Annotated in this window: 18 protein-coding genes; 3 read left to right on the top strand and 15 right to left on the bottom strand. The window is 71.8% G+C overall.

Annotated elements, in window-relative coordinates:
- Positions 1-119 precede the first annotated feature (119 nt).
- From ACPOLA_RS18380 to ACPOLA_RS18330, 11 genes are all read right to left on the bottom strand, one after another.
- Positions 120-1412: a thymidine phosphorylase gene (locus tag ACPOLA_RS18380; RefSeq protein WP_435771957.1), complete on the bottom strand. Its 1293-nt coding sequence runs from the start codon at positions 1410-1412 to the stop codon at positions 120-122.
- Between the two features lie 12 nt (positions 1413-1424).
- A complete protein-coding gene (locus tag ACPOLA_RS18375; RefSeq protein WP_435771956.1) occupies positions 1425-1814 on the bottom strand; it encodes a cytidine deaminase in 390 nt (129 codons plus the stop codon).
- 1 nt (position 1815) lies between these two features.
- The gene (locus ACPOLA_RS18370) at positions 1816-3150 is read right to left on the bottom strand and encodes an ABC transporter permease (protein ID WP_435771955.1); all 1335 of its coding nucleotides are present in this window, start codon (positions 3148-3150) and stop codon (positions 1816-1818) included.
- A complete protein-coding gene (locus tag ACPOLA_RS18365) occupies positions 3147-4358 on the bottom strand; it encodes an ABC transporter permease (RefSeq protein WP_435771959.1) in 1212 nt (403 codons plus the stop codon). Before ACPOLA_RS18365 ends, ACPOLA_RS18370 begins: the two co-directional genes overlap by 4 nt.
- A 5-nt stretch (positions 4359-4363) precedes the next feature.
- Positions 4364-5887, bottom strand: coding sequence for an ABC transporter ATP-binding protein (locus tag ACPOLA_RS18360; RefSeq protein WP_435771954.1), 1524 nt, complete (start codon positions 5885-5887; stop codon positions 4364-4366).
- Between the two features lie 90 nt (positions 5888-5977).
- Complete coding sequence (locus ACPOLA_RS18355; RefSeq protein ID WP_435771953.1) at positions 5978-7084, bottom strand: BMP family lipoprotein; 1107 nt, start codon at positions 7082-7084, stop codon at positions 5978-5980.
- A 113-nt stretch (positions 7085-7197) separates the two neighbouring features.
- Positions 7198-8397, bottom strand: a complete 1200-nt coding sequence (locus tag ACPOLA_RS18350; protein ID WP_435771952.1) for an amidohydrolase — start codon at positions 8395-8397, stop codon at positions 7198-7200.
- A gap of 72 nt (positions 8398-8469) precedes the next feature.
- The gene (locus tag ACPOLA_RS18345) at positions 8470-9540 is read right to left on the bottom strand and encodes a ScyD/ScyE family protein (protein ID WP_435771951.1); all 1071 of its coding nucleotides are present in this window, start codon (positions 9538-9540) and stop codon (positions 8470-8472) included.
- A 155-nt stretch (positions 9541-9695) separates the two neighbouring features.
- Positions 9696-10673: a methylmalonyl Co-A mutase-associated GTPase MeaB gene (meaB, locus tag ACPOLA_RS18340; RefSeq protein ID WP_435771950.1), complete on the bottom strand. Its 978-nt coding sequence runs from the start codon at positions 10671-10673 to the stop codon at positions 9696-9698.
- Positions 10673-12841, bottom strand: a complete 2169-nt coding sequence (gene scpA, locus ACPOLA_RS18335; protein ID WP_435771949.1) for a methylmalonyl-CoA mutase — start codon at positions 12839-12841, stop codon at positions 10673-10675. Before scpA ends, meaB begins: the two co-directional genes overlap by 1 nt.
- Entirely contained in the window at positions 12838-14595 is a 1758-nt protein-coding gene (locus ACPOLA_RS18330) for a methylmalonyl-CoA mutase family protein (protein WP_435771948.1), read from the bottom strand. Before ACPOLA_RS18330 ends, scpA begins: the two co-directional genes overlap by 4 nt.
- A gap of 164 nt (positions 14596-14759) precedes the next feature.
- On the opposite strand from ACPOLA_RS18330, the gene ACPOLA_RS18325 reads away from it, so the two are divergent.
- Positions 14760-15821 carry a glycosyltransferase gene (locus ACPOLA_RS18325; RefSeq protein WP_435771947.1) on the top strand — a complete coding sequence of 354 codons (1062 nt, stop codon included), beginning with the start codon at positions 14760-14762 and terminating at the stop codon, positions 15819-15821.
- On the opposite strand, the gene ACPOLA_RS18320 is transcribed toward ACPOLA_RS18325, so the two are convergent.
- From ACPOLA_RS18320 to sdhC, 4 genes are all read right to left on the bottom strand, one after another.
- Positions 15818-16447, bottom strand: a complete 630-nt coding sequence (locus ACPOLA_RS18320) for a LysE family translocator (protein WP_435771946.1) — start codon at positions 16445-16447, stop codon at positions 15818-15820. The two genes, ACPOLA_RS18325 and ACPOLA_RS18320, sit on opposite strands and share 4 nt — an antisense overlap.
- Before the next feature lie 57 nt (positions 16448-16504).
- Positions 16505-17275 (bottom strand): succinate dehydrogenase/fumarate reductase iron-sulfur subunit, encoded by a 771-nt coding sequence (locus tag ACPOLA_RS18315; protein ID WP_435771945.1) that lies wholly within the window; start codon positions 17273-17275, stop codon positions 16505-16507.
- Between the two features lie 2 nt (positions 17276-17277).
- Entirely contained in the window at positions 17278-19149 is a 1872-nt protein-coding gene (locus ACPOLA_RS18310) for a fumarate reductase/succinate dehydrogenase flavoprotein subunit (protein WP_435771944.1), read from the bottom strand.
- 78 nt (positions 19150-19227) lie between these two features.
- A complete protein-coding gene (sdhC, locus tag ACPOLA_RS18305) occupies positions 19228-20025 on the bottom strand; it encodes a succinate dehydrogenase subunit SdhC (RefSeq protein WP_435771943.1) in 798 nt (265 codons plus the stop codon).
- Between the two features lie 189 nt (positions 20026-20214).
- On the opposite strand from sdhC, the gene ACPOLA_RS18300 reads away from it, so the two are divergent.
- Positions 20215-20934 carry a succinate dehydrogenase cytochrome b subunit gene (locus ACPOLA_RS18300; protein WP_435771942.1) on the top strand — a complete coding sequence of 240 codons (720 nt, stop codon included), beginning with the start codon at positions 20215-20217 and terminating at the stop codon, positions 20932-20934.
- A 34-nt stretch (positions 20935-20968) separates the two neighbouring features.
- The coding region (locus ACPOLA_RS18295; protein ID WP_435771958.1) for a fumarate reductase/succinate dehydrogenase flavoprotein subunit at positions 20969-22785 on the top strand (1817 nt) is incomplete at its 3' end.

Here is a 22785-nt window from a genome sequence, read left to right as displayed (position 1 = left end):
CCGGTAACCACGAGCGGACAAGTCCCGTCAAAGGCACTGAGCCAGTCAGCCGAAGGGTCACGCTCGCAGTTGCCTGCCCACAGCCCAGCACCATCAGGCTGCGAAGGGAATCCTCACAGTCAGCCGACGCGGTCGATCACCAGCGGCCGGGGGTCGTGGGCGGTGCCGGCCGGGGCGACGTCGAAGCCGCCGTCCAGGGCGGCGAGGGCGCGGTCGAACCGCTCGGGGGTGTCGGTGTGGAGGGTGAACAGCGGCTCACCGGCGCGTACGACGTCACCGGGCCGGGCGTGCCAGACGACGCCGGCCGCGGCCTGGACCGGGTCCTCCTTGCGCTCGCGCCCGGCACCCAGCCGCCACGCGGCCACGCCGACCGCCATCGCGTCGAGGCGGGTGAGCACCCCGTCGGACGGCGCGGCCACGACGTGGGTCTCGCGGGCGACCGGCAGCGGTGCGGCGGGGTCCCCGCCCTGCGCCGCGACCATCGCCCGCCAGGTGTCCATCGCGGACCCGTCGGCCAGCCGGTCGGCCGGGTCCACGTCGTCCCGCCCCGCGGCGGCGAGCATCTCGCGGGCCAGGGCGAGGGTCAGCTCGACGACGTCGGAGGGACCGCCGCCGGCCAGCACGTCCACCGACTCCGCGACCTCCAGGGCGTTGCCCGCGGTCAGGCCCAGCGGCGTGTCCATGTCGGTCAGCAGGGCGACGGTCCGGACGCCCGCGTCGGTGCCGAGCGCGACCATCACCTCGGCGAGCTCGCGCGCCCGGTCGACCGACTTCATGAACGCGCCGCTGCCGACCTTCACGTCGAGCACCAGGGCGCCGGTGCCCTCGGCGATCTTCTTGCTCATGATCGAGGAGGCGATCAGCGGGATCGCCTCGACGGTGCCCGTCACGTCGCGCAGCGCGTAGAGCTTGCGGTCCGCCGGCGCCAGGGCCTCGCCCGCCGCGCAGACCACCGCTCCGACCGACTCCAGCTGCGCCAGCACCTCCTCGGTGGAGAGCGACGCGCGCCACCCCGGGATCGACTCGAGCTTGTCGAGGGTGCCGCCGGTGTGTCCCAGGCCCCGCCCGGAGAGCTGCGGCACCGCGACACCGCAGGCGGCGACCAGGGGAGCGAGCGGCAGGGTGATCTTGTCGCCGACCCCGCCCGTGGAGTGCTTGTCGGCCGTGGGCCGGGACAGGCCGGAGAAGTCCAGCCGCTCGCCCGAGGCGATCATCGCGGCCGTCCAGTCGCCGATCTCGCGCCGGTCCATGCCGTTGAGCAGGATCGCCATCGCCAGGGCCGACATCTGCTCGTCGGCGACCGTGCCGCGGGTGTAGGCGTCGACCACCCAGTCGATCTGGCTGGTGCTCAAGGTGCCGCCGTCGCGCTTGGTGGTGATCACCTCGACGGCGTCGTGGGAGTCGGACGTCATCCGGCAGTCCTATCAGGCGAGGTCGTCGGGGCCGAACGCGAGGGGCAGCACCTCGGCCATCGTCCTCACGCCCTCCGGCGTCATCAGCTCCATCGCCGGACCGCCCGTCTCGTGCAGCAGCTGCCGGCAGCGGCCGCACGGCATGATCACCTCGCCCTGCCCGTCGACGCACAGCGCGTGGGTCAGCCGGGACCCGCCGGAGGCGAACAGCTGGGAGACCATCCCGCACTCGGCGCACAGCGTGACGCCGTACGACGCGTTCTCGACGTTGCAGCCCACCACGACCCGGCCGTCGTCGGCGATGCCGGCGGCACCGACGCGGTAGCCGGAGTACGGCACGTAGGCGCGGGCCGCGACCGCGGCGGCGGCCCGGCGCAGGGACTCCCAGTCGACGTCGGCCATGTCAGTCGCTCTTCACGTACGGCTGGCCGTCGGCCGCCGGCGGGCGGACGCGGCCCACGAACCCGGCCACCGCGATGATGGTCGCCAGGTAGGGCAGCATCGAGATGAGGTCGCCGGGCACCTTGTCGCCCAGCAGGCCGAGCTGGTCGCGCAGGTCGCGCAGCAGGCCGAACGCGAGGGCGGCCAGGGCCGCCCACACCGGGTGCCAGCGGCCCATGATGACCGCCGCGAGGGCGATGAAGCCGAGGCCGGCCGTGACGTCCTGGTCGAAGGCGCCGGTGGTCAGCGTGAACGACGCGCCGCCCAGCCCGGCGAACACGCCGCCGAGGAGGACCGCCTGCCAACGCACCCGGTTGACGTCGATGCCGACCGTGTCCGCCGCCTTCGGGTGCTCGCCGACGGCGCGGACCCGCAGCCCCCAGCGGGTCTGGAAGAGCAGGAACCACAGGGCGGGCACGGAGACGTAGGCGAGGTAGACCAGCAGCGTCTGCGCGAACAGCGCCTGCCCGATGTAGGGGATGTCGGCGAGGACCGGGATCTCCACCGCCTCCAGCAGGTGGGGGTTGTTGAGCTCGTCCTTCTTGTCCGCCGGGATCTGGCCCAGCAGGAAGGTGGTGATGCCGTAGCCGAAGGTCACCAGGACGACGCCGACGACCACCTGGTCGACGTGGTAGCGCAGCGCGAAGAAGGCCAGCATGGCGGCCATGCCGACGCCGGCGAGGATGCCGCCGACGAGGCCGAAGACGGGACACCAGAACAGCGGGATGCCGCCGAGCGAGGCCACCGCCAGGCTGGAGAAGACCGAGCCGAGGAACGCGCCGGTGGCGAACTGCCCCTCGATCGCGATGTTCACCACGCCGGCCCGTTCGCACAGCACGCCGGCCAGCGCGCCGAAGACGAGCGCGGTGGCGATCCGGATCGTGCCGGGCAGCGGGTTGAGGATGGACGGCGCGAACGCACCGGTCGGGTCCGCGAAGGCCCACATCAGGAACGCCGCGTAGAAGGCGACGCCGAGCACCACCCCGAGCACCACCCCGAGCCACCCCCGGGGGAACCGGTTGAGCAGCGCGAGCACGAGCGCGACCGCCGTGAGCGCGACCGCCAGCCAGGAGACCAGCGAGCCGTCGAAGGTCACCGGCTGGTTGTCCTGGCTCCGCGCCCCCTTCAGGAGGTGGGAGACGGTCGGGTCGTCGATGTCGAGCTTGAACCACAGCTCGGCCGCCAGCGCGAGGAGCAGGACCACGACCAGCTTGACCTGGCGCCGGACGTCGGCGCGGTCGCGGACCTGCGGGTCCGGCGCCACGCCGGGCCGCGGCGCGGTGTGTACGTCGCTCACGCGGACACCTCCTTCGCGGGCGCGCCCTTCTGCCGAGCCTTCCGGCGCCGCGCGCGGGCCAGGCCGCGGACGAGCGCGGGGGCGGCCACGAACAGCACGATCAGCGCCTGGACCACCTGGATCAGCTCGGGCGGCACGTCGGCGGCGGTCTGCATGCCGAGCCCCCCGGCCGAGAGGGCGCCGAACAGCAGGCCGGCCAGCACGGTGCCCAGGGGCGTGGCCCGCCCGAGGAGCGCGACCGTGATCGCCTCGAAGCCGATCGACCCGACGACGCCGTCGGTCACCGACTGCTGGAGGCCGAGCACCGTCGTCGCGACGGCCAGCCCGGACAGCATCCCCGCGAGGGTCATCGCGGAGATGTAGACCTTGCCGATGCTCATCCCCGCGGTCCGGGCCGCCTCCGGGTTCGCGCCCACCGCGCGCATCTCGAAGCCGAGCCGGCTGCGCTCGAGCAGCCACCACACGCCGTACGCCGCCACCAGGGCGAGCGGGATGCCGAGGTGGAGCCCGAAGACCTCGGGGAACGTGGCGTCGTCGTCGACCGGCGGCGACTGGAGGTTGTCGCTGCCGGGCCGCTGGAACGCCTCCTTGGCGAGGAAGTAGAGCACCAGGAACCGGCCGACCTGGTTGAGCATGATCGTGGTGATCACCTCGTGTGCCCCGGTGCGTGCCTTGAGCACGCCGACGATGCCGCCCCACAGCCCGGCCACGACCATGGCCGCGACCAGGGCCGCCGCGAGATGGACGAGCGGCGGCAGGTCCCAGGTGAAGCCGACATAGCCCGCCGCCAGCGCTCCGACGAGCATCTGGCCCTGGGCGCCGATGTTGAACAGGCCGGCGCGGAACGCGACGGTCACGCCGAGGCCGGCACAGATCAGCGGAGCCGAGCGCTGGAGCGTCCGGCGGAGCGAGGAGCCGGAGCCGAAGGCCCCGTCGAGCAGACCCCAGTACGCCTCACCCACGGCCAGGAAGAAGTACCGCACCACGTCGCCGGCGTAGACGAAGAAGGACCCCGGGTGCTGGAAGAGGTTCTGGACGGCCTCGACGACGCGGTCGTCGGAGAGCCCGATCAGGAGCGCGCCGACCAGGAGGGCCAGCACGATGGCCAGACCCACGTCGCGCACGGTCGGCAGCCACGCCTGGACCGCCCCCCGCCGCCCGGCGTCGTCCTCAGGGTCGGGCGTGATCGACGCCGTCCCGGGCGACATCGCGTTCACGACGCCGCCTTCCCGTCACCCGCACCGGGCACCGCGCCGGCCATCAGCAGGCCGAGCTCCTGGCGCGGGGTGTCGGGCGAGACGGTGGCCACGATGCGACCGTCGTACATCACGGCGATGCGGTCCGCGAGGGCATAGATCTCCTCCAGCTCCGTCGAGACCACGACGACGGCCGTGCCGCGGTCGCGCTCGGCGATGATCCGCTTGTGGATGAACTCGATCGAGCCGACGTCCACCCCGCGCGTCGGCTGCGACGCGATCAGCACCTTCAGGGGCCGGGAGAACTCCCGGGCGACGACCACCTTCTGCTGGTTGCCTCCGGACAGGGAGGCGACGGGCGTGTCGATCGACTCGGTGCGGATGTCGAACTCCTCGACCCGTGCTCGCGCGTTCTCCTCGATCGAGCCCAGGTCGAGCGCCGGGCCGTTGGAGAAGTCCTTGGTGCGGTACAGGTCGAGGACGAGGTTCTCGCGCACGCTGAACGTGCCCACGAACCCGTCGTGGGAGCGGTCCTCGGGGATGTAGCCGATCCCCTCGGCGAGCCTCTCCTGCGGTCGGTGGCGGCTGATGTCACGCCCGTCGAGCTCGATCCGCCCGGCGTCCGGGCGGACCAGCCCGAGCAGTGACTTGATCAGCTCGGTCTGGCCGTTGCCCTGCACGCCGGCGATGCCGAGGACCTCGCCGGCGCGGGCCTCGAACGACACGCCCTTGACCACCAGGTGCCCGCGCGGGTCGACCACGCTGACGCCCTCGGCGCGCAGCAGGGGCGCGCCGGGCGTCGCGGGGTCCTTCCCGACGGTCAGCGAGACCGAACGGCCGACCATCAGCTCCGCGAGCTCCGCCTCGCTGGCGCTCGGCTCGGCCGTGCCGACCACCTTGCCGCGGCGGATCACGCTGATCCGGTCGCCGATGGCGCGGACCTCGCGCAGCTTGTGAGTGATGAAGATGATGGAGGTGCCCTGCGCCTTGAGCTCGCGCATGATGCCCATCAGCTCGTCGATCTCCTGCGGCGTGAGCACCGCGGTCGGCTCGTCGAGGATCAGGATCCGGGCATCGCTGGCGAGGGCCTTGATGATCTCCACCCGCTGCTGGACCCCGACCGGGAGGTCCTCGACCAGGGCGTCGGGGTCGACCCGGAGGTTGTAGCGGTCGGAGAGCTCGCGGACCTTCTCCCGGGCCACCTTGCGGTTCAGCACGCCGAGCCGGGCGTTCTCCCGGCCCAGCATCAGGTTCTCGGCGACGGTGAAGACCGGCACCAGCATGAAGTGCTGGTGGACCATGCCGATCCCGGCGGCGAGCGCCTCGCCGGGGTCGTCGAAGGTGACCGGCTCACCGTCGAGCAGGATCTCGCCGTCGGTCGGCGTGAGCAGCCCGTAGAGCATGTTCATCAGCGTCGACTTGCCGGCACCGTTCTCGCCGAGCAGGCAGTGGATCTCGCCGGGCTCGACGGTGAGATCGATGTGGTCGTTGGCCGTGAAGGACCCGAATCGCTTGGTCAGGCCGCGGATCTCGAGGCGCATGGCTTCTCCCGTGTCCGACGATCGATCGTGGGACATGACAGGTCGGGGTGAGTGTCCCCACCCCGACCTGTCATCTCGCGTGTGGCGTGGTCAGTCGACCGTGATCTCGCCGTCGATGATCTGCTGCTTCAGGTCCTCGATCTCACCCTCGAGCTCGCTGTCCACGTCGGCGTTGGGACCCCACGGGGCCAGGCCGACGCCGCCGTTCTCGAGCGTGCCGTTGTAGAGCTCGTTGTCGAACTCGTCCTTGGCGGAGTTGTAGATCGCCTCCTCGACCGCGACGTCCATGCCCTTGACCACCGAGGTCAGCAGGATGTCGCAGTACTCCGCGGCCGACTCGCAGCCGTCGGTGTCGACCCAGATCCCCCACTTGTCGTTGTCCTTGGCGGCCTGGAGACCACCGAGGCCGGCGGGGCCGGCGACCGGGAAGATGATGTCGGCGCCCTGCTGGATCATGCCCTCGGCGACCGACTGGCCGGCGGTCTTGTCCTCGAACGACTCGGTGAAGGAGCCCTCACCCTTCTCCGGGTCCCAGCCGAGCACCTTGACGTCGGCGTCGTTCTCCTGGTTGTAGTGCTCGACGCCCTTCACGAAGCCGGTCATGAAGATGGTGACGGTCGGGATGTTCAGACCGCCGAAGGTGCCGACCACGCCGGACTCCGACTTGGCCGCGGCGAGGTAGCCGGCGAGGAACGACGGCTCGGCGGTGTCGAAGGTGAGGCCCTTCAGGTTCGCCGGCGCGGTGTTCTTGCCGTCCTCGTTGACGTAGGCGTAGTCGACGATCGCGAAGTCGACGTCGGGGTTCTTCTTGGCCTTGGCGAGCGTGGCGTCGCCCAGCAGGAAGCCGACCGTGGTGATCTGGTCGCACTGCTGGTCGATCAGGCTCTGGATGTTGTCCGGGAACTGCGACGGGTCGGTGGACTCCGCCTTGCCGGTCTCCAGGCCGTACTTGGTCGCGGCGTCCTGGAGCCCCTTGTACGACGTCTGGTTGAACGACTTGTCGTTGAAGCCGCCCGAGTCGGAGACCATGCAGGCCTTGAAGTCGGGGAACTGCTCGTCCGAGGCGGTCGGAGCCGACGAGCTCGGCGACGACTGGTCGCCCGCGTCGGCGTCGCCGTCGTCCTCGCGCTCGCCGCAAGCGGTCAGGGAGAGTGCTGCGATGGTCGCCACAGCGATGAATCGGGCCGTCTTCCTCACGGCGTCCTCCTGGGATTTGGCTCCTCGGTGCGAGCCCCGGCCGGGGCTTCCCGTGCACCCTAATGCCGGACCCGGCCGATCTGCGGTCTACCCCCGGGATTTGCGCTCGGTTGTTACCTAGTGGTGACCAGCGCGCGCGCAGCGGCGCCGGCGAGCACCCGTGCGCCCACGCCGACGGCCTGCTCGTCGACCTGGAAGTCGCCCTGGTGCAGGTCGAAGGTGGTGCCGCCGGGCGTGCGCGTCCCGAGGCGGAACATCGCGCCCGGCACCTCCTCGAGGTACCAGCCGAAGTCCTCGCCGCCCAGGCTCTGCGGCACGTCGATGCGGTGGTGCAGGCCGAGCAGCTCGTCGGCCGCCGCGGCGACCATCGCCACGCTGACCGGGTCGTTGACCACCGGCGGCACGCCCTGGAGGTAGTCCACCGACGCCGTGATCCCGTAGGGACGGACGATGTCGATCACCGCCTCCCGCACGACGGCCTCGCACGAGGCCCACGCCTCCGCGTCGAGGATCCGCACCGTGCCCGCGGCGACGCCGTGGTCGGGGATCACGTTGGGCGCCGAGCCCGCCCGCAGGACGCCCCACACCACGCTGACGCCGGCCCGCGGGTCCATCCGTCGGCTCAGCACGGCCGGCAGCTCGCTGGTGATCTTCGCCAGCGCGAAGGTGAGGTCGCCGGTCAGGTGCGGGCGGGAGGTGTGCCCACCGGTCCCCTCCAGCCTTACGTCGATCCGGTCGGCCGCGCTGGTGATCGCGCCGGTGCGCAGGCCGACCGTGCCGACGTCGACCGACGGGTCGCAGTGGAGGGCGAAGATCCGCTGGACGTCCTCCATGGCACCGTGCCGGACGAGGTGCTTGGCACCGCCGGGCATGACCTCCTCGGCGGGCTGGAAGAGCAGCCGGACGCGGCCGCCGAGCCGGCCCTGCTGGTGGGCCTCGGCCAGCGCGTAGGAGGCGCCGACCAGGGCCGCCGTGTGCACGTCGTGACCGCAGGCATGGGCGACACCGTCGACCTCGCTGCGCCACGGCTCCGGGATCACGTCGTCGACCGGGAGCGCGTCGAGGTCCGCGCGCAGCGCCACCAGGCCCGGCCCGTCACCGATCTCCGCGACGACGCCGCTGCGCGGCGCCGGGGTGAGGCGCCAGCCGCTCCGCTCGAGGTGCTCGACGACCCGGTCGGTCGTGCGGCGCTCCTCCCACGACAGCTCCGGGTGGCGGTGGAGGTCCCGACGGAGCTCGACCAGCTCGTCGTCGTACTTCTCGACGACGGAGCCGATCAGCCGGAGCAGGTCGGTGACGTCGCGATGGTCCACGCTCCCAACCTACGCCGTGCGGCAACGGAGGCGGCCGCCGGCACCGGCCGGCGACCGCCTCCGCGGAGCCCGTCAGCGACCGTAGCGGGAGACCCGGCCGCCCGGCTCCTCCTCGCCGAAGCCGACGAGGACGCGCTCGGTGACGAACAGCTGCGACCCGCGCACCTCCACGGCCGACGGGAACAGCGTCTCGGTGAAGAGCCGCTTCGTGCCGGAGGGGGTGATCCGGGTGATCCGGCCCGCGAACAGCTCCGAGACGTAGATGTTGCCGTCGTCGGCCACGGCGAGGCCGTTCGCGCTCACCAGGCCGGTGGCCATCCGCACCGTGTTGCCGGTCGTCGGGTTCATCCGGTAGACCGAGCCCGCGACCGAGCCGTCCTCCGGACCGCCCGGCAGCGTGCTCACGTAGAGCTTGCCGTTGTGGTACTCGACGTCGGTGGGGACGCCCTCGAAGCGGTACTTCGCGCCGATCGAGCAGCCCGGGAAGTTCAGCTGCTCCGCGAGCCCCTCGGTGATGGTCGCGGTGGCCGGCGGCAGCACGGCGACCGTGCTGATCTTGCCCTTCTTGATGCGGAAGATCGCGTTCGCCGCGGCGTCGGCGACGTAGAGGGCACCGTCCCCGTAGGCCGTGGCGTAGGGGTGCGCCTCGACGATCCCCGGGTACGACGCCGGGTAGGGCGACTCCTCCGGGAACTGCTCCGCGCACTCCGGGTCGATCCCGACCGCGCCGTAGGTGACGCCTGCGTCGGGGTTGTGGTCCCGCTCGTACTTGCCGATGTTGGCGACGACCTTCACCCCGTCGCTGGCCCGGCGCACGATCCGACTGCCGGAGACGAAGTAGACGACGTTGTCGCGGATCGAGATGCCGCCGACCTCGGCCGGGCCGTTCTCGCCGGCCGCGGTCTGGTGCACCTTCTTCGGCGCCTTGCCGGCCTGCTTGACCCACAGCGACCCGGAGAAGTTCTCGCTGTAGTAGACGTTGCCCTTGTCGCTCACCGCCACGCTGAGCGGTGCGAGCAGGTCCTTCGCCACGGTGGCGCGGGACGGAGCGGCGCTGTGCGCCGGCGGGAGGAGCACCGAGCCGGCGAGCGCGGCGGTGAGGCCGGCGGCGACGAGCGCTCGGACAGGACGGAACAGGGACATGAGGGACCTCCAGGATCCGATCGGGGGGTGAGTGCTCCCGGGACCCGGACCCGGTGGAGCCGCTCGCGCGGCTCGCCGATCTTGGGGTGCGGAGCAGGCCCCCGTCAGCGGAAGTGCGAAAACTTCACCAAGAACGACGTGGCCGGGGTCGCAGCTCAGTCGCCGGCGTCGTACGCCGCGAGGATCCGGTCGGCGGCGAGCGGCGCGGTGAGCTCGCCGGCCAGCACCGCCGAGCGCACCTCGTCGCGGACCGCGCGCACGCCCGGCGAGTGCCGCAGCCGCTGGTCCAGCTCGTCGCGGACGAGCGCCCACGTGAACTCCAGCTGCTGCTCGGCGCGCTTGCGCCCGATGCCGCCCTCGCCCAGGTGGTCGCGGTGCTTGAGCACCTGCCCCCAGACCTCGTCGACCCGGGCGCCGGTGAGGCCCGAGCAGGTGACCACCGGCGGCGCCCACTCGTCGTGGCCGCGCACCAGCCGCAGGGCGCCACCGAGCTCGCGGGCGGCCGCCCGCGCCTCCTGCTCGCGGTCGCCGTCGGCCTTGTTGACGGCGATCACGTCGGCCAGCTCGAGGATGCCCTTCTTGATGCCCTGCAGCTGGTCGCCGGTGCGGGCGAGGGTGAGGAAGAGGAAGGTGTCCACCATGCCGGCGACGGTGACCTCCGACTGGCCGACGCCGACCGTCTCCACCAGCACGACGTCGTGGCCGCCGGCCTCAAGGACGGTCATCGCCTGCGTCGTGGCGCGGGCGACACCGCCGAGGGTGCCTGCCGAGGGCGACGGCCGGATGAAGGCGGCCGGGTCGGCGGAGAGCTGCGCCATCCGGGTCTTGTCGCCGAGCACCGAGCCGCCGGTGCGCACGCTCGAGGGGTCGACCGCGAGCACCCCCACCCGGTGGCCCTCCCCGGTGAGCATCGTGCCGAGCGCCTCGATGAAGGTCGACTTGCCGACCCCCGGGACACCCGAGATGCCGACCCGCACCGCGGGTCTCGCCGGGGCGCTCTCCGCGAGCCGGGTGAGCAGCTCCCGGGACGCCTCGCGATGCCGCGCCGCGGTCGACTCGACCAGGGTGATCGCCCGCGAGATCTCCGCCCGGCGGCCCGCCCGGATGCCGTCGAGCAGCCGCTCGACGTCCATCAGTGGCCGAGCTGGTCGCGCAGCTTCGCCAGGAGGTCGAGCGCCGACTCGGCGATGACCGTCCCGGGCAGGAACACCGATGCCGCGCCCATCTCCTTCAGCGTGGGCACGTCGTCGGGCGGGATGACGCCGCCGATCACGACCATGATGTCGTCGCGGCCCTGCTCGGCGAGCGCCTTCTTCAGCGCCGGGAGCAGTGCGAGGTGGCCCGCCGCGAGCGACGACACCCCGACGATGTGCACGTCGGCGTCGATCGCCTGCTGGGCGACCTCCTCGGGCGTGGAGAACAGCGGCCCCACGTCGACGTCGAAGCCCATGTCGGCGAAGGCGGACACGACGACCTTCTGGCCGCGGTCGTGGCCGTCCTGGCCCATCTTGGCGACCAGGATCCGCGGCCGGCGGCCCTCTGCCTCCGCGAACTCGTCGGTCGCCTGGCGCACCTGGGACACCAGCGAGTCGCCGGCTCCGTCGTTGGCCAGTCCGGCCTCGTCGCGGTACACGCCGGAGATGGTACGGATCACCGCCTGGTGGCGGCCGTAGACCTTCTCCAGGGCGCCGGAGATCTCCCCCACCGTCGCCTTGACCCGGGCGGCGCCCACCGCGAGGTCGAGCAGGTTGCCGTCGCCGGTGTCGGCGCTGCGGGTCAGCGCCTCCAGCGCGGCGTCGACGTCGCGCTGGTCGCGCTCGGCGCGCAGCCGCTCGAGCTTGGCGACCTGCTGGCGGTAGACCTCGTCGTTGTCGACCTTGAGCACCTCGAGCGGGTCCTCGGCAGGGAGCCGGTAGGTGTTGACGCCGATCACCTTCTGCGCGCCCGAGTCGATCCGGGCCTGGGTCCGCGCCGCGGCCTCCTCGATGCGCATCTTCGGGATGCCCTGCTCGATCGCGGCGGCCATCCCGCCGGCGGCCTCGGCCTCCTCGATGTGGGCCCAGGCCCGCTCGGCGAGGTCGTGGGTCAGCCTCTCGACGTAGTAGGAGCCGGCCCACGGGTCGATCGTGTACGTCGTACCGCTCTCCTGCTGCAGCAGCAGCTGGGTGTTGCGAGCGATCCGGGCCGAGAAGTCCGTCGGCAGCGCGATCGCCTCGTCGAGCGCGTTGGTGTGCAGCGACTGCGTGTGACCCTGGGTGGCGGCCATCGCCTCGATGCAGGTGCGCGCGACGTTGTTGAAGACGTCCTGCGCGGTCAGCGACCACCCGGAGGTCTGCGAGTGCGTCCGCAGCGACAGCGACTTGGGGTTCTGCGGCTCGAACTGGCGGACCAGCCGGCTCCACAGCGCCCGGGCCGCCCGCATCTTGGCGACCTCCATGTAGAAGTTCATGCCGATCGCCCAGAAGAACGACAGCCGCGGTGCGAACTGGTCGATGGTGAGCCCCGAGTCGAGACCGGCCCGGATGTACTCCACGCCGTCCGCGAGGGTGTAGGCCAGCTCCAGGTCGGCCGTCGCGCCGGCCTCCTGCATGTGGTAGCCGGAGATGGAGATCGAGTTGAAGCGGGGCATCCGCTGGCTGGTGAAGGCGAAGATGTCGGAGATGATCCGCATGCTCGGCGCCGGCGGGTAGATGTAGGTGTTGCGGACCATGAACTCCTTGAGGATGTCGTTCTGGATGGTCCCGCTCAGCTGCTCCGGCTTCACCCCCTGCTCCTCGGCGGCGGCGATGTAGAGGGCGAGCACCGGCAGCACCGCGCCGTTCATCGTCATCGACACGCTCATCTGGTCGAGCGGGATGCCGTCGAACAGGGTCCGGGTGTCGTAGATGGAGTCGATGGCCACGCCCGCCATGCCGACGTCGCCCCGCACCCGCGGGTGGTCGGAGTCGTAGCCGCGGTGGGTGGCGAGGTCGAAGGCGACGGAGAGGCCCTTCTGGCCCGCGGCGAGGTTGCGGCGGTAGAAGGCGTTGGACTCCTCGGCGGTCGAGAAGCCGGCGTACTGCCGGATGGTCCACGGCTGCGTGGTGTACATCGTCGGGTACGGCCCGCGAAGGAACGGGCTGAGACCCGGCCAGGTGTCCAGGGCGTCGAGGCCCTCGAGATCGGCCGGGCCGTAGGACGGCTTGATCTCGATGCCCTCCGGCGAGTGCCACGACTCGAGGTCGCCGTGGAGCTCGCCGGTGTCGGGGGCGGCAGGGCCGTCGCTCAGCGGCAGGCCCGAGAAGGACTCCGGGATGGTCATGCCAGCTTCTCCCTCGTGCGGGTCAGGAAGGCGAGGGCGTCCACGCCCATCGCGCAGGAGTCATCGGCGTAGTCGGCCGGCTTGCCGGCGATCACCACGTGCTGGGCGCCGGCCTGGCGCAGCGCGGCGGCGGCCGCCTCGCCCCACTCGGCGTAGGCGGCGTCGGCGCCGGCGAGCACGACCACGGCCTGGCCGTCGTAGGCCGCGACGAGGTCCGCCGCGGAGCCGGTCGGTCCGGCGACGTCGACCTCGATCCCCCCGGCTGCCAGGAGGTTGGTCGCGAAGGTCGCCCGGGCGGTGTGCTGGGCGATCGGGCCCATCGTCGCGAGGAAGACCGGTCGCTCGGCGGGCCGGTCGCGGAGCGCCTCGAAGGCGGCGCCGTAGCGGCGCACCGCGGGCTCGACCGGGTCGGGCTCGCGCGACGGGAGCACCTCCGCGAGGTTGGGGAACTCCGAGAGCCCGGTGACCGGCTGCTTGCGGCGGGCGATCGCCGCCTCGCGGCGGGCCGCCGTCTCCTGGACCAGGGGGGCGAGGTCCTCGCCGGCGTCGAGCCGGCCGAACAGGTCCCAGGCGGCCACGGCCAGGTCGTCGGTCAGCTTCTCCACGGCGTACGAGCCACCCGCCGGGTCCGCCACCTCGTGCACGTGCGACTCGTCGATCAGCAGGTGGGAGACGTTGCGCGCGATCCGCCGGCCGAACGCGTCCGGCTGGCCCAGGGGCGTGTCGAACGGCAGCACGGTGACCGCGTCGGCGCCGCCCACGCCGGCGGCGAAGGCCGCCACGGTGGTGCGCAGCATGTTCACGTAGGGGTCGTACTTGCTCATCATCGGCCGGCTGGTCACCGCGTGCTGCCGCTGCGCCACCGAGGAGCCGTCGGCACCCGCCTCGACCCCGGACAGCTCGAGCACGCGCGCCCACAGCCGCCGCGCGGCGCGCAGCTTGGCGATGGTCGGGAACTGCTCGTCGGTGGCGGCGTAGCGGAACTCGATCAGGCCGGCGGCGTCCGCGACGCTGAGACCGGCGTCGGTCAGCGCGCGCAGCGCCCGCACGGCGACCTGCATCGAGTGGGCGAGCTCCTGCACGTCGGAGGCGCCCTGGTCGTGGACCGCGGTGCCGTCGGCGACGACCGCGAGGACGCCGCGGTCGCGCGCGAGCCTGGCGACCTCGACGAGCGCCGCCGGGTCGGTCGAGCCCGCGTCGGCGCCCAGGTTGGTCGCCCGGTGCAGGTTCGCGTAGCTCCCGCCCTCGACGACGGCGAGCAGCGCCTTCGCGACCGCGACCGGGTCGCCGACCGGCTCCAGCACCACCGGCGCGAGGTCGACCAGCACCTTGTCGAGCAGTGTGCCGAAGTCCGTGTCGGCGTCGGCGCGCACCCAGAGCGAGGTCACCCCGCCCTCGAGGTCGGTGAGCGCGTGCTCGTTGAGCTGGCGGGCGTCGGCACCCGCCAGCCGCGCGCGGATGTCCCAAGCGCCCGCCCGGGTGGGGCGTCCAGCGGTCCGCAGCTCGGCGAGCTGCTGCGGCGTGCCGAGCGGCGTGATCGGGATGCCGTCGAGCGTCGTCCGGGTCAGCCGCTCCCAGACCAGGTCGTCCGGGTCGTCCTCGGCCAGCTTCCGCGTCTTGCGCAGTACGGCGGCCGTGGCCGCCTCCCACTCGGCCTGCGTGTGCCGGTCCTGCTCGGTCGCGAGGGCCAGCGCGGGCCCCGCTCCGGTCGAGGTGCCGGCGGAGCGGCCGGTGGAGGGAGTGCCAGCGGTCATAGGTGCTGATCGTAGAGGCCGGCGGCGATGCCCCCGGCGTGGCATCCGTCACGCGGGCGGGCGGCCGGGACCCCCCGTGACCTGACCCGGCCGTTCACCCGGCGTACACCCGCCACTTCCGTGGGCCTCAGCGACTCGCCACCCGGTCGGCGCACGGTGGCCGCATGAGGATCGTCCTGGTGACCGAGTCCTTCTACCCCGCCGTCGACAGCACGACGACGACGTTGAAGCACACCGCGGACCGGCTCGTCGACCGCGGCCACCAGGTGCGGATCATCGCGCCGGGGCCCGGGCTGGGGAGCTACCGTGGCTGCGACGTGGTGCGCGTCCGGCCGCTGGAGCCGACCGGGACGCAGGTGCGCGAGGCGATCGAGTCCTTCGGTCCGGGTCTGGTGCAGGCCCACTCGCCGCGGGCGGTCGGCCGCAAGGCGCTCAAGCACGCCGCCCGTGCCGGCGTCGCCACGCTCGCGATCGAGCAGTCGCCGGTGCTCGACCTCGCCGCCGACTACTGGCGCGCGAAGGTCGCCGACCGGGCCGACCGCCTGGTCGTCACGTCGCGGTGGATGGTCGAGCGTGCCGCGGACCTGGGGGTGCGGGCCGACCTGTGGGAGCCCGGCGTCGACGCCGCCGCGTTCACTCCGGCGCTCCGCGACCAGTGGCTGCACCGGTCGTGGTCGCGCGCGAAGGCGGGGGCCGCACCCCTGGTCGTGGTCGGCTACGTCGGCGGCCTGCACAAGCCCGCCGGCGTACGACGCCTGGCGGGCCTGGCTTCGCTGCGGGGGATCCGGCCGGTCGTGATCGGCGCCGGCCCGGAGCGGGACTGGCTCGCACGCCGGCTCCCCGCGGCGCGGTTCACCGGCCCGCTCGGCATCAGCGACCTGACGGTGGCGCTGCCGACCCTCGACCTGCTGGTGCACCCGGGCGAGCACGAGACCGACTGCCACGCGCTGCGCGAGGCAGCGGCCGCCGGGGTGCCGGTCGTCGCCCCGCGGGCCGGCGGTGCGCCCGACGTGGTCGCCCACCTGGAGACCGGCCTGCTCTACGACCCCGCCGACCCGCGCGACCTCGCGCGGGCCGTCGGCTCCGTCGCCGCCGATCCGCACCGCAGCCTCCTGGGCGCGGCAGGGCGGGAGCGGGCCCTGCGCCGGAGCTGGATTCGACGCGGTCGACGAGCTGGTCGCGCGGCACTACCCGGCCGTCGTCGCGCGGGTCGCCCGCTAGCCTAGCGCTGGCTCAGCGCCACCCGGACGCCGAGCGCGACGAGCACCGTCCCGGCGACGGCGTCGAGCCGGCGTCGTACCTGCGACCGGCGGAAGAAGGCGCCGGCCCGCCCCACGCCGTAGGCGAGGCCCAGGTAGAAGACCGTCTCGATGAGCACCTGGAGCAGCGCGAGGCCGGCGGTGGTGGCGAACAGCGGACGCCCGGCCGGCACGAACTGCGGGTAGAAGGCGACCATGAACATCGCGGCCTTCGGATTGGCGAGCTGCACCAGCGTCCCCTCGGCGAGGCGGGCCCACCAGCCACGCTGCTCCGGCGGATCGACGTCGTGCGCCGCCCCCCCACGCCAGGCCGAGCGCCACGCGCGGATGCCGAGGTAGAGGAGCACGGCCGCGCCGACCACCTTCAGCGCCACGAAGGCGGTCTCGGAGACGGCGACGAGGGCGGCGAAGCCGGCCGCCGCCGCGAGCGCCCACAGGTAGAGGCCGAGCTCGAGCCCCAGCACGGTGGGCACCGCTGCTCGCCAGCCGCCGACGGCGGCACGCTGGAGGATGAGCGCCATCGCGGGGCCTGGCGACGCCGAGATGAGCAGCACGGCGACCACGAACGCCGGCAGCAGCGCGATCAGGTCCATCCGCCGATCCTCCCAGCAGTGCGCCGGTCCGTCATCCGAGAATCCTCCGGCGGAGGGCTAGGAGCGGCCGTCGTCGTCGCGGTTGCGGATGCCGATCTTGTTGCCCAGCCACACCAGCGGGTCGTACTTCCTGTCCACCACCCGCTCCTTCATCGGGATGATCGCGTTGTCGGTGATCCGGATGCCCTCGGGACACACCTCGGTGCAGCACTTGGTGATGTTGCACAGCCCCAGACCCGCGGCCTCCTGTGCGAGCTCGCGACGGTCGTGGGTGTCGAGGGGATGCATGTCGAGCTCGGCGTAGCGCAGGAAGAACCGCGGCCCGGCGAAAGCCGGCTTGTTCTCCTCGTGGTCGCGCACCACGTGGCAGGTGTTCTGGCACAGGAAGCACTCGATGCACTTGCGGAACTCCTGCCCGCGCTCCACGTCGACCTGCGCCATCCGGCGCTTGCCGTCGGGGTCGCGCGGCGGCGGCGCGAACGACGGGACCTGCTTGGCCTTCTCGTAGTTGAACGAGACGTCGGTGACCAGGTCGCGGATCACCGGGAAGGTCCGCATCGGGGTCACCGTGATGGTCTCTCCCGGCTCGTAGTCGGAGAGCCGGGTCATGCACATCAGCCGCGGCCGCCCGTTGATCTCCGCGCTGCAGGAGCCGCACTTGCCGGCCTTGCAGTTCCAACGCACGGCGAGGTCGCCGGCCTGCGTCGCCTGGAGCCGGTGGATGGCGTCGAGCACGACCTCGCCCTCGGACACCTCCACGCTGTAGTCGCCGAGCTCGCCGCCGGACCGGTCGCCGCGCCACACCCGCATCCTCAGCTGGTAACCCATGGTCAGCTCCCCTCGAAGAAGGCCGGATCGAAGACGACTCGAAGGTCGTCGGGCATCTCGGGCAGTGGCTGCTCGCGCACCTCCACCCCCGTGCCGTCGGCGTCGAGCCGGACGACGAGGATCTTGCTCCCCCACTCGGGATCGGGCCCGGGGAAGTCGTTGCGGGTGTGGCCGCCGCGGGACTCCTTGCGGGCGAGCGCGGCCTTGGCCACGCACTCGCTCACGAGCAGCATGTTGCGCAGGTCGAGGGCGAGGTGCCAGCCGGGGTTGTACTGCCGGTGCCCCTCGACGGCCATCCGGTCGACCCGCCCCTTGAGCTCCTCGATCCGCTCGACCGCCAGCTCCAGCTCGTGGGCCTCCCGGATGATGCCGACGAGGTCGTGCATCGTCTGCTGGAGGTCCTGCTGGATGGCGTAGGGGTTCTCGCCGCCGTCCACCTCGAAGGGAGCCAGCGCCGCGGCCTGGGCGGACCGCAGCGCGTCCTCGGCGACGGCCGGGCGGGTGTCCAGGGACGCCGCGTACGCCGCCGCCGCGTCGCCGGCCCGCTTGCCGAACACGATGAGGTCGCTGAGCGAGTTGCCGCCCAGGCGGTTGGACCCGTGCATGCCTCCGGAGCACTCGCCGACCGCGTAGAGACCGGGCACCACGGAGACCTCGGTGTCGGGGTCCACCTCGACGCCGCCCATCGCGTAGTGGCAGGTGGGCCCGATCTCCATCGGCTCCCGGGTGATGTCGACGTCGGCCAGCTCCTTGAACTGGTGGTACATCGAGGGGAGCCGCTTCTTGATGAACTCAGGCGTACGACGCGACGCGATGTCGAGGTAGACGCCGCCGTGCGGCGTGCCGCGACCGGCCTTCACCTCGGCGTTGATGGCGCGCGCCACCTCGTCCCGGGGCAGCAGCTCGGGCGGCCGGCGGTTGTTCTTCTTGTCGTCGTACCACCGGTCGGCCTCCTCCTCGGTGTCGGCCGTCTCGGCCTTGAAGTACTCCGGGATGTGGTCGAACATGAACCGCCGGCCCTCGGAGTTCTTCAGGACCCCGCCGTCGCCGCGCACCGACTCGGTGACCAGCAGTCCCTTCACCGACGGCGGCCACACCATGCCGGTCGGATGGAACTGCACGCACTCCATGTTGATCAGCGTGGCGCCCGCCCGCAGGGCCAGCGCATGCCCGTCGCCGGTGTACTCCCACGAGTTCGACGTGACCTTGTAGGCCTTGCCGAAGCCGCCGGTGGCCAGCACGACGGCCGGCGTCTCGAAGGTGACGAACCTGCCGGTCTCCCGCCAGTAGCCGAACGCGCCGGAGATCCGGTCGCCGTCCTTGAGCAGCTCGGTGACGGTGCACTCCATGAAGACGTCGACCCCCAGCGCGACCAGGCGCTGCTGGAGGGTGCGGATCATCTCCAGGCCGGTGCGGTCGCCGATGTGGGCGAGCCGGGCGTAGCGGTGGCCGCCGAAGTCGCGCTGGCTGATCAGGCCGTCGGCGGTGCGGTCGAACAGGGCACCCCAGTCCTCCAGCTCCATCACCCGCTCGGGCGCCTCCTGGGCGTGGATCTGCGCCATCCGCCAGTTGTTCAGCATCTTGCCGCCGCGCATGGTGTCGCGGAAGTGCACCCGCCAGTTGTCGTCGGGATAGAGGTTCCCCATCGCCGCCGCGCAGCCGCCCTCGGCCATCACGGTGTGCGCCTTGCCGAGCAGCGACTTGCACACCACGGCCACGCGGGCGCCGGCCTCGTGCGCCGCGATCGCCGCGCGCAGGCCCGAGCCGCCGGCCCCGATCACGACCACGTCGTAGCGGTGGCGCTCGAGTCCGCCCTCGGCGTCCGGGGACATCTCGTTGCCGGTCATCGGGTGCCTGGTCTGCGGCTCAGTCATACGTGGTTCCTTCCGGGGTCCCCGCGGAGGTCTCGGCGGAGGAGCGAAGCGGGGGAGCTGAGAGCTTCGTGGGGCGGTTCAGAAGAACCTCACGTCCTCGATCACGTCGGTGGCGAGCAGGTAGACGTAGAGGTCGACCAGCGCCACCGAGAACAGCGAGTACCAGGCGTAGCGGGGGTGCTTGTGGTTGAGCTTGGAGACCCACGTCCACAGCCGGTAGCGGACCGGGTGCTTGGAGAAGTGGCGCAACCGGCCGCCCACGATGTGCCGGCACGAGTGGCACGACAGCGTGTAGAGCCAGATCAGCACCACGTTGACCGCCATCAGCACGGTGCCGAGCCCCATGTGGCCCCACTCGTGGTCCTCGTTGCGGAACGCCAGCACGACGTCCCAGGTGAGGATCAGCGCCACCACGACCGCGGCGTACCAGAAGTAGCGGTGGGCGTTCTGGAGGATCAGCGGCAGCCGGGTCTCGCCGGAGTACGCCGCGTGCGGCTCCGCCACGGCGCACGCGGGCGGGCTGAGCCAGAACGCGCGGTAGTAGGCCTTGCGGTAGTAGTAGCAGGTCATCCGGAAGCCGAGCGGGAAGATCAGGATGATCAGCGCCGCCGACAGCGGCCACCACTGGAACGGCTGGCCGAAGTCCGAGGCTCCCTCCACGCAGTCGCCCAGGCACGGCGAGTAGAACGGCGAGAGGTACGGCGAGGCGTAGTAGTCGCTGCCCATGAACGCGCGGACGGTGGCGTAGACGACGAACGCGGCGAACACCACGAACGTGGCGAGCGGCGAGAGCCACCAGCGGTCGGTGCGGAGGTGGTTCTCCTCGATCCGCGCCCTGCTCGGGTCGTGGATGCCGGTCGGGGTGCCTGTGGCCATCGCATGTCCTCGGGTTCTCCTCGGTGGCGAGCGGGCACGAGTCTGCCGACTCCGGGCCGAATGTGAAAGAGACCACACCAAACCCGTTCACCCCGAGGTCGGGCGGGGCCGGGTAAGGGTCGCCTTACGGACATATGTCACACCCCCCTCGGCCCTGGATCGCCGTTTCGAGGAGTAGCCTCACCAGCCGTGGCCTCACCTCTCCAGCAGCGTCCCGCACTCGTCGCGAACGCCCGCGCCTCCCGCACGACGGTCGCCCTGAAGCTCCTCATGGCCATCAGCGGCCTGGTCTTCGTCGGCTTCGTCCTCGGGCACATGTACGGCAACCTGAAGGCGTTCTCCGGCGAGGCGTCGTTCAACGACTACGCGCACCACCTGCGCGAGTTCGGCGAGCCGATCCTTCCGCACGAGGGCTTCCTCTGGCTGATGCGGGCGGGGCTGATCGTGGCGCTGGTCGTCCACGTCTGGACGGGGGTCGCCCTCTGGCGGCGGGCGAGCAACGCGCGGCCGGTGAAGTACGTCGTCAAGAAGCACACCGGCGCGATCCCGGCGGCGCGGATCACCCGGTTCGCCGGCGTGTGGATCCTCGGCTTCCTGATCTGGCACCTGCTCAACTTCACCATCGTCAAGGTCAACCCGAGCAACGGCGAGACCGGCAGCGACAACCCCTACCGCCTGATGGTGGAGTCCTTCGACCTGTGGTGGATGACGCTGATCTACCTCGTCTCGATGGCGTTCCTCGGCGCGCACCTCCACCACGGCACCTGGAGCGCGCTGCAGACGCTGGGCTGGACCAGCACGGCCCAGGCCCGCGCCCGTGCGAAGTCGTTCGCGCTCGCGCTGGCGATCATCGTCGCCGGCGGCTTCTCGCTCGTCCCGATCGGCGTCCTCGTCGGCGTCATCGACTGACCGGCCCAACCAGAGGGATCCCCACATGACCGACATGCCGGACACCACGCTCACGTCCGACCGCTCCCACAACGAGCCCAGCCCCGGCGAGTACGACGACGCCGCGGGGTACTACACGCCGGGCGAGCCGCTCGCCGACACCAAGGCTCCCGAGGGACCGATCGCCGACCGCTGGCAGACCCGGAAGTTCGAGGCGCGGCTGGTCAACCCGGCCAACCGCCGCAAGCTCGAGATCATCATCGTCGGCACCGGTCTCGCCGGTGGCGCCGCCGCGGCCACGCTCGGCGAGGCCGGCTACAACGTGAAGTCCTTCTGCTACCAGGACTCCCCGCGCCGGGCGCACTCGATCGCGGCGCAGGGCGGCATCAACGCGGCGAAGAACTACAAGGAGGACGGCGACTCCGTCCACCGGCTCTTCTACGACACCGTCAAGGGCGGCGACTACCGCTCGCGGGAGTCGAACGTCTACCGGCTGGCCGAGGTCAGCACCAACATCATCGACCAGTGCGTCGCCCAGGGCGTCCCGTTCGCCCGCGAGTACGGCGGCCTGCTCGACAACCGCTCCTTCGGCGGCGTGCAGGTGTCCCGCACGTTCTACGCCCGCGGCCAGACGGGCCAGCAGCTGCTGATCGGCGCCTACCAGGCGATGGAGCGCCAGGTGAAGGCCGGCACGGTCAAGGAGTACACCCGGCACGAGATGCTCGAGCTGATCGTCGTCGACGGCCGCGCGCGCGGGATCATCGCGCGCGACATGGTGACCGGCGAGATCGAGACCCACGTGGCCGACGCCGTGGTCCTGGCCTCCGGCGGCTACGGCAACGTCTTCTACCTCTCCACCAACGCGATGGGCTCCAACGTCACCGCGGCGTGGCGGGCGCACCGCAAGGGCGCCTACATGGCGAACCCCTGCTACACGCAGATCCACCCGACCTGCATCCCCGTCTCCGGTGAGCACCAGTCGAAGCTGACGCTGATGAGCGAGTCGCTCCGCAACGACGGCCGGATCTGGGTGCCGAAGAACAAGGAGGACTGCACGAAGGACCCGCGGGACATCCCCGAGGAGGACCGCGACTACTACCTGGAGCGGATCTACCCGTCCTTCGGCAACCTGGTCCCCCGCGACATCGCGTCCCGCGCGGCGAAGTACGTCTGCGACGAGGGCCGCGGCGTCGGGCCGATGGTCGGCGACTTCCGCCGGGGCGTCTACCTCGACTTCTCCGACGCGATCAAGCGCCTCGGCGAGGACGCGATCCGCGAGAAGTACGACAACCTCTTCGACATGTACGAGCGGATCACGGGCGAGAACCCCTACGAGGTCCCGATGCGGATCTATCCCGCCGTGCACTACGTGATGGGCGGCCTGTGGGTCGACTACGACCTCCAGTCGACGATCCCCGGGCTGTTCGTGACCGGTGAGGCCAACTTCTCCGACCACGGCGCCAACCGGCTCGGTGCCTCGGCCCTGATGCAGGGCCTCGCCGACGGCTACTTCGTGCTGCCGCACACCATCCGCGACTATCTCGCGGACGGGCCGTTCGAGAAGATCGTCGACACCCACCCCGAGGTGGTCGAGGCCAAGCGGTCGGTGCAGGAGCGGGTCGACCGGTTCCTCTCCATCAACGGCACCCGGTCGGTCGACAGCTACCACCGCGAGCTCGGCAACATCATGTGGGAGTACTGCGGCATGGAGCGCACGGCCGAGGGCCTGCGCAAGGCGATCGACATGATCCGCGAGCTCCGTGCCGACTTCTGGACCAACCTCAAGGTGCTGGGCAGCGCCGACACCATGAACCAGAGCCTCGAGAAGGCCGGCCGCGTGGCCGACTTCCTCGAGCTGGGCGAGCTGATGTG

This window comes from Nocardioides proteolyticus, from assembly GCF_051280635.3.
Taxonomy (GTDB): Bacteria; Actinomycetota; Actinomycetes; order Propionibacteriales; family Nocardioidaceae; genus Nocardioides.
Note: the sequence above shows the minus strand (reverse complement) of the source record. Positions and strands in the feature narration are given on the sequence as shown.

Bases quoted from the DNA above. Each gene is read 5' to 3' on its own strand.
- ACPOLA_RS18365 (WP_435771959.1), bottom strand. From the start codon at position 4,358: ATGTCGCCCGGGACGGCGTCGATCACGCCCGACCCTGAGGACGACGCC.
- meaB (WP_435771950.1), bottom strand. From the start codon at position 10,673: ATGGACGTCGAGCGGCTGCTCGACGGCATCCGGGCGGGCCGCCGGGCG.
- ACPOLA_RS18330 (WP_435771948.1), bottom strand. From the start codon at position 14,595: ATGACCGCTGGCACTCCCTCCACCGGCCGCTCCGCCGGCACCTCGACC.
- ACPOLA_RS18310 (WP_435771944.1), bottom strand. From the start codon at position 19,149: ATGACTGAGCCGCAGACCAGGCACCCGATGACCGGCAACGAGATGTCC.
- ACPOLA_RS18380 (WP_435771957.1), bottom strand. From the start codon at position 1,412: ATGACGTCCGACTCCCACGACGCCGTCGAGGTGATCACCACCAAGCGC.
- ACPOLA_RS18315 (WP_435771945.1), bottom strand. From the start codon at position 17,275: ATGGGTTACCAGCTGAGGATGCGGGTGTGGCGCGGCGACCGGTCCGGC.
- ACPOLA_RS18320 (WP_435771946.1), bottom strand. From the start codon at position 16,447: ATGGACCTGATCGCGCTGCTGCCGGCGTTCGTGGTCGCCGTGCTGCTC.
- scpA (WP_435771949.1), bottom strand. From the start codon at position 12,841: ATGACCATCCCGGAGTCCTTCTCGGGCCTGCCGCTGAGCGACGGCCCT.
- ACPOLA_RS18325 (WP_435771947.1), top strand. From the start codon at position 14,760: ATGAGGATCGTCCTGGTGACCGAGTCCTTCTACCCCGCCGTCGACAGC.
- ACPOLA_RS18360 (WP_435771954.1), bottom strand. From the start codon at position 5,887: ATGCGCCTCGAGATCCGCGGCCTGACCAAGCGATTCGGGTCCTTCACG.
- ACPOLA_RS18375 (WP_435771956.1), bottom strand. From the start codon at position 1,814: ATGGCCGACGTCGACTGGGAGTCCCTGCGCCGGGCCGCCGCCGCGGTC.
- ACPOLA_RS18345 (WP_435771951.1), bottom strand. From the start codon at position 9,540: ATGTCCCTGTTCCGTCCTGTCCGAGCGCTCGTCGCCGCCGGCCTCACC.
- sdhC (WP_435771943.1), bottom strand. From the start codon at position 20,025: ATGGCCACAGGCACCCCGACCGGCATCCACGACCCGAGCAGGGCGCGG.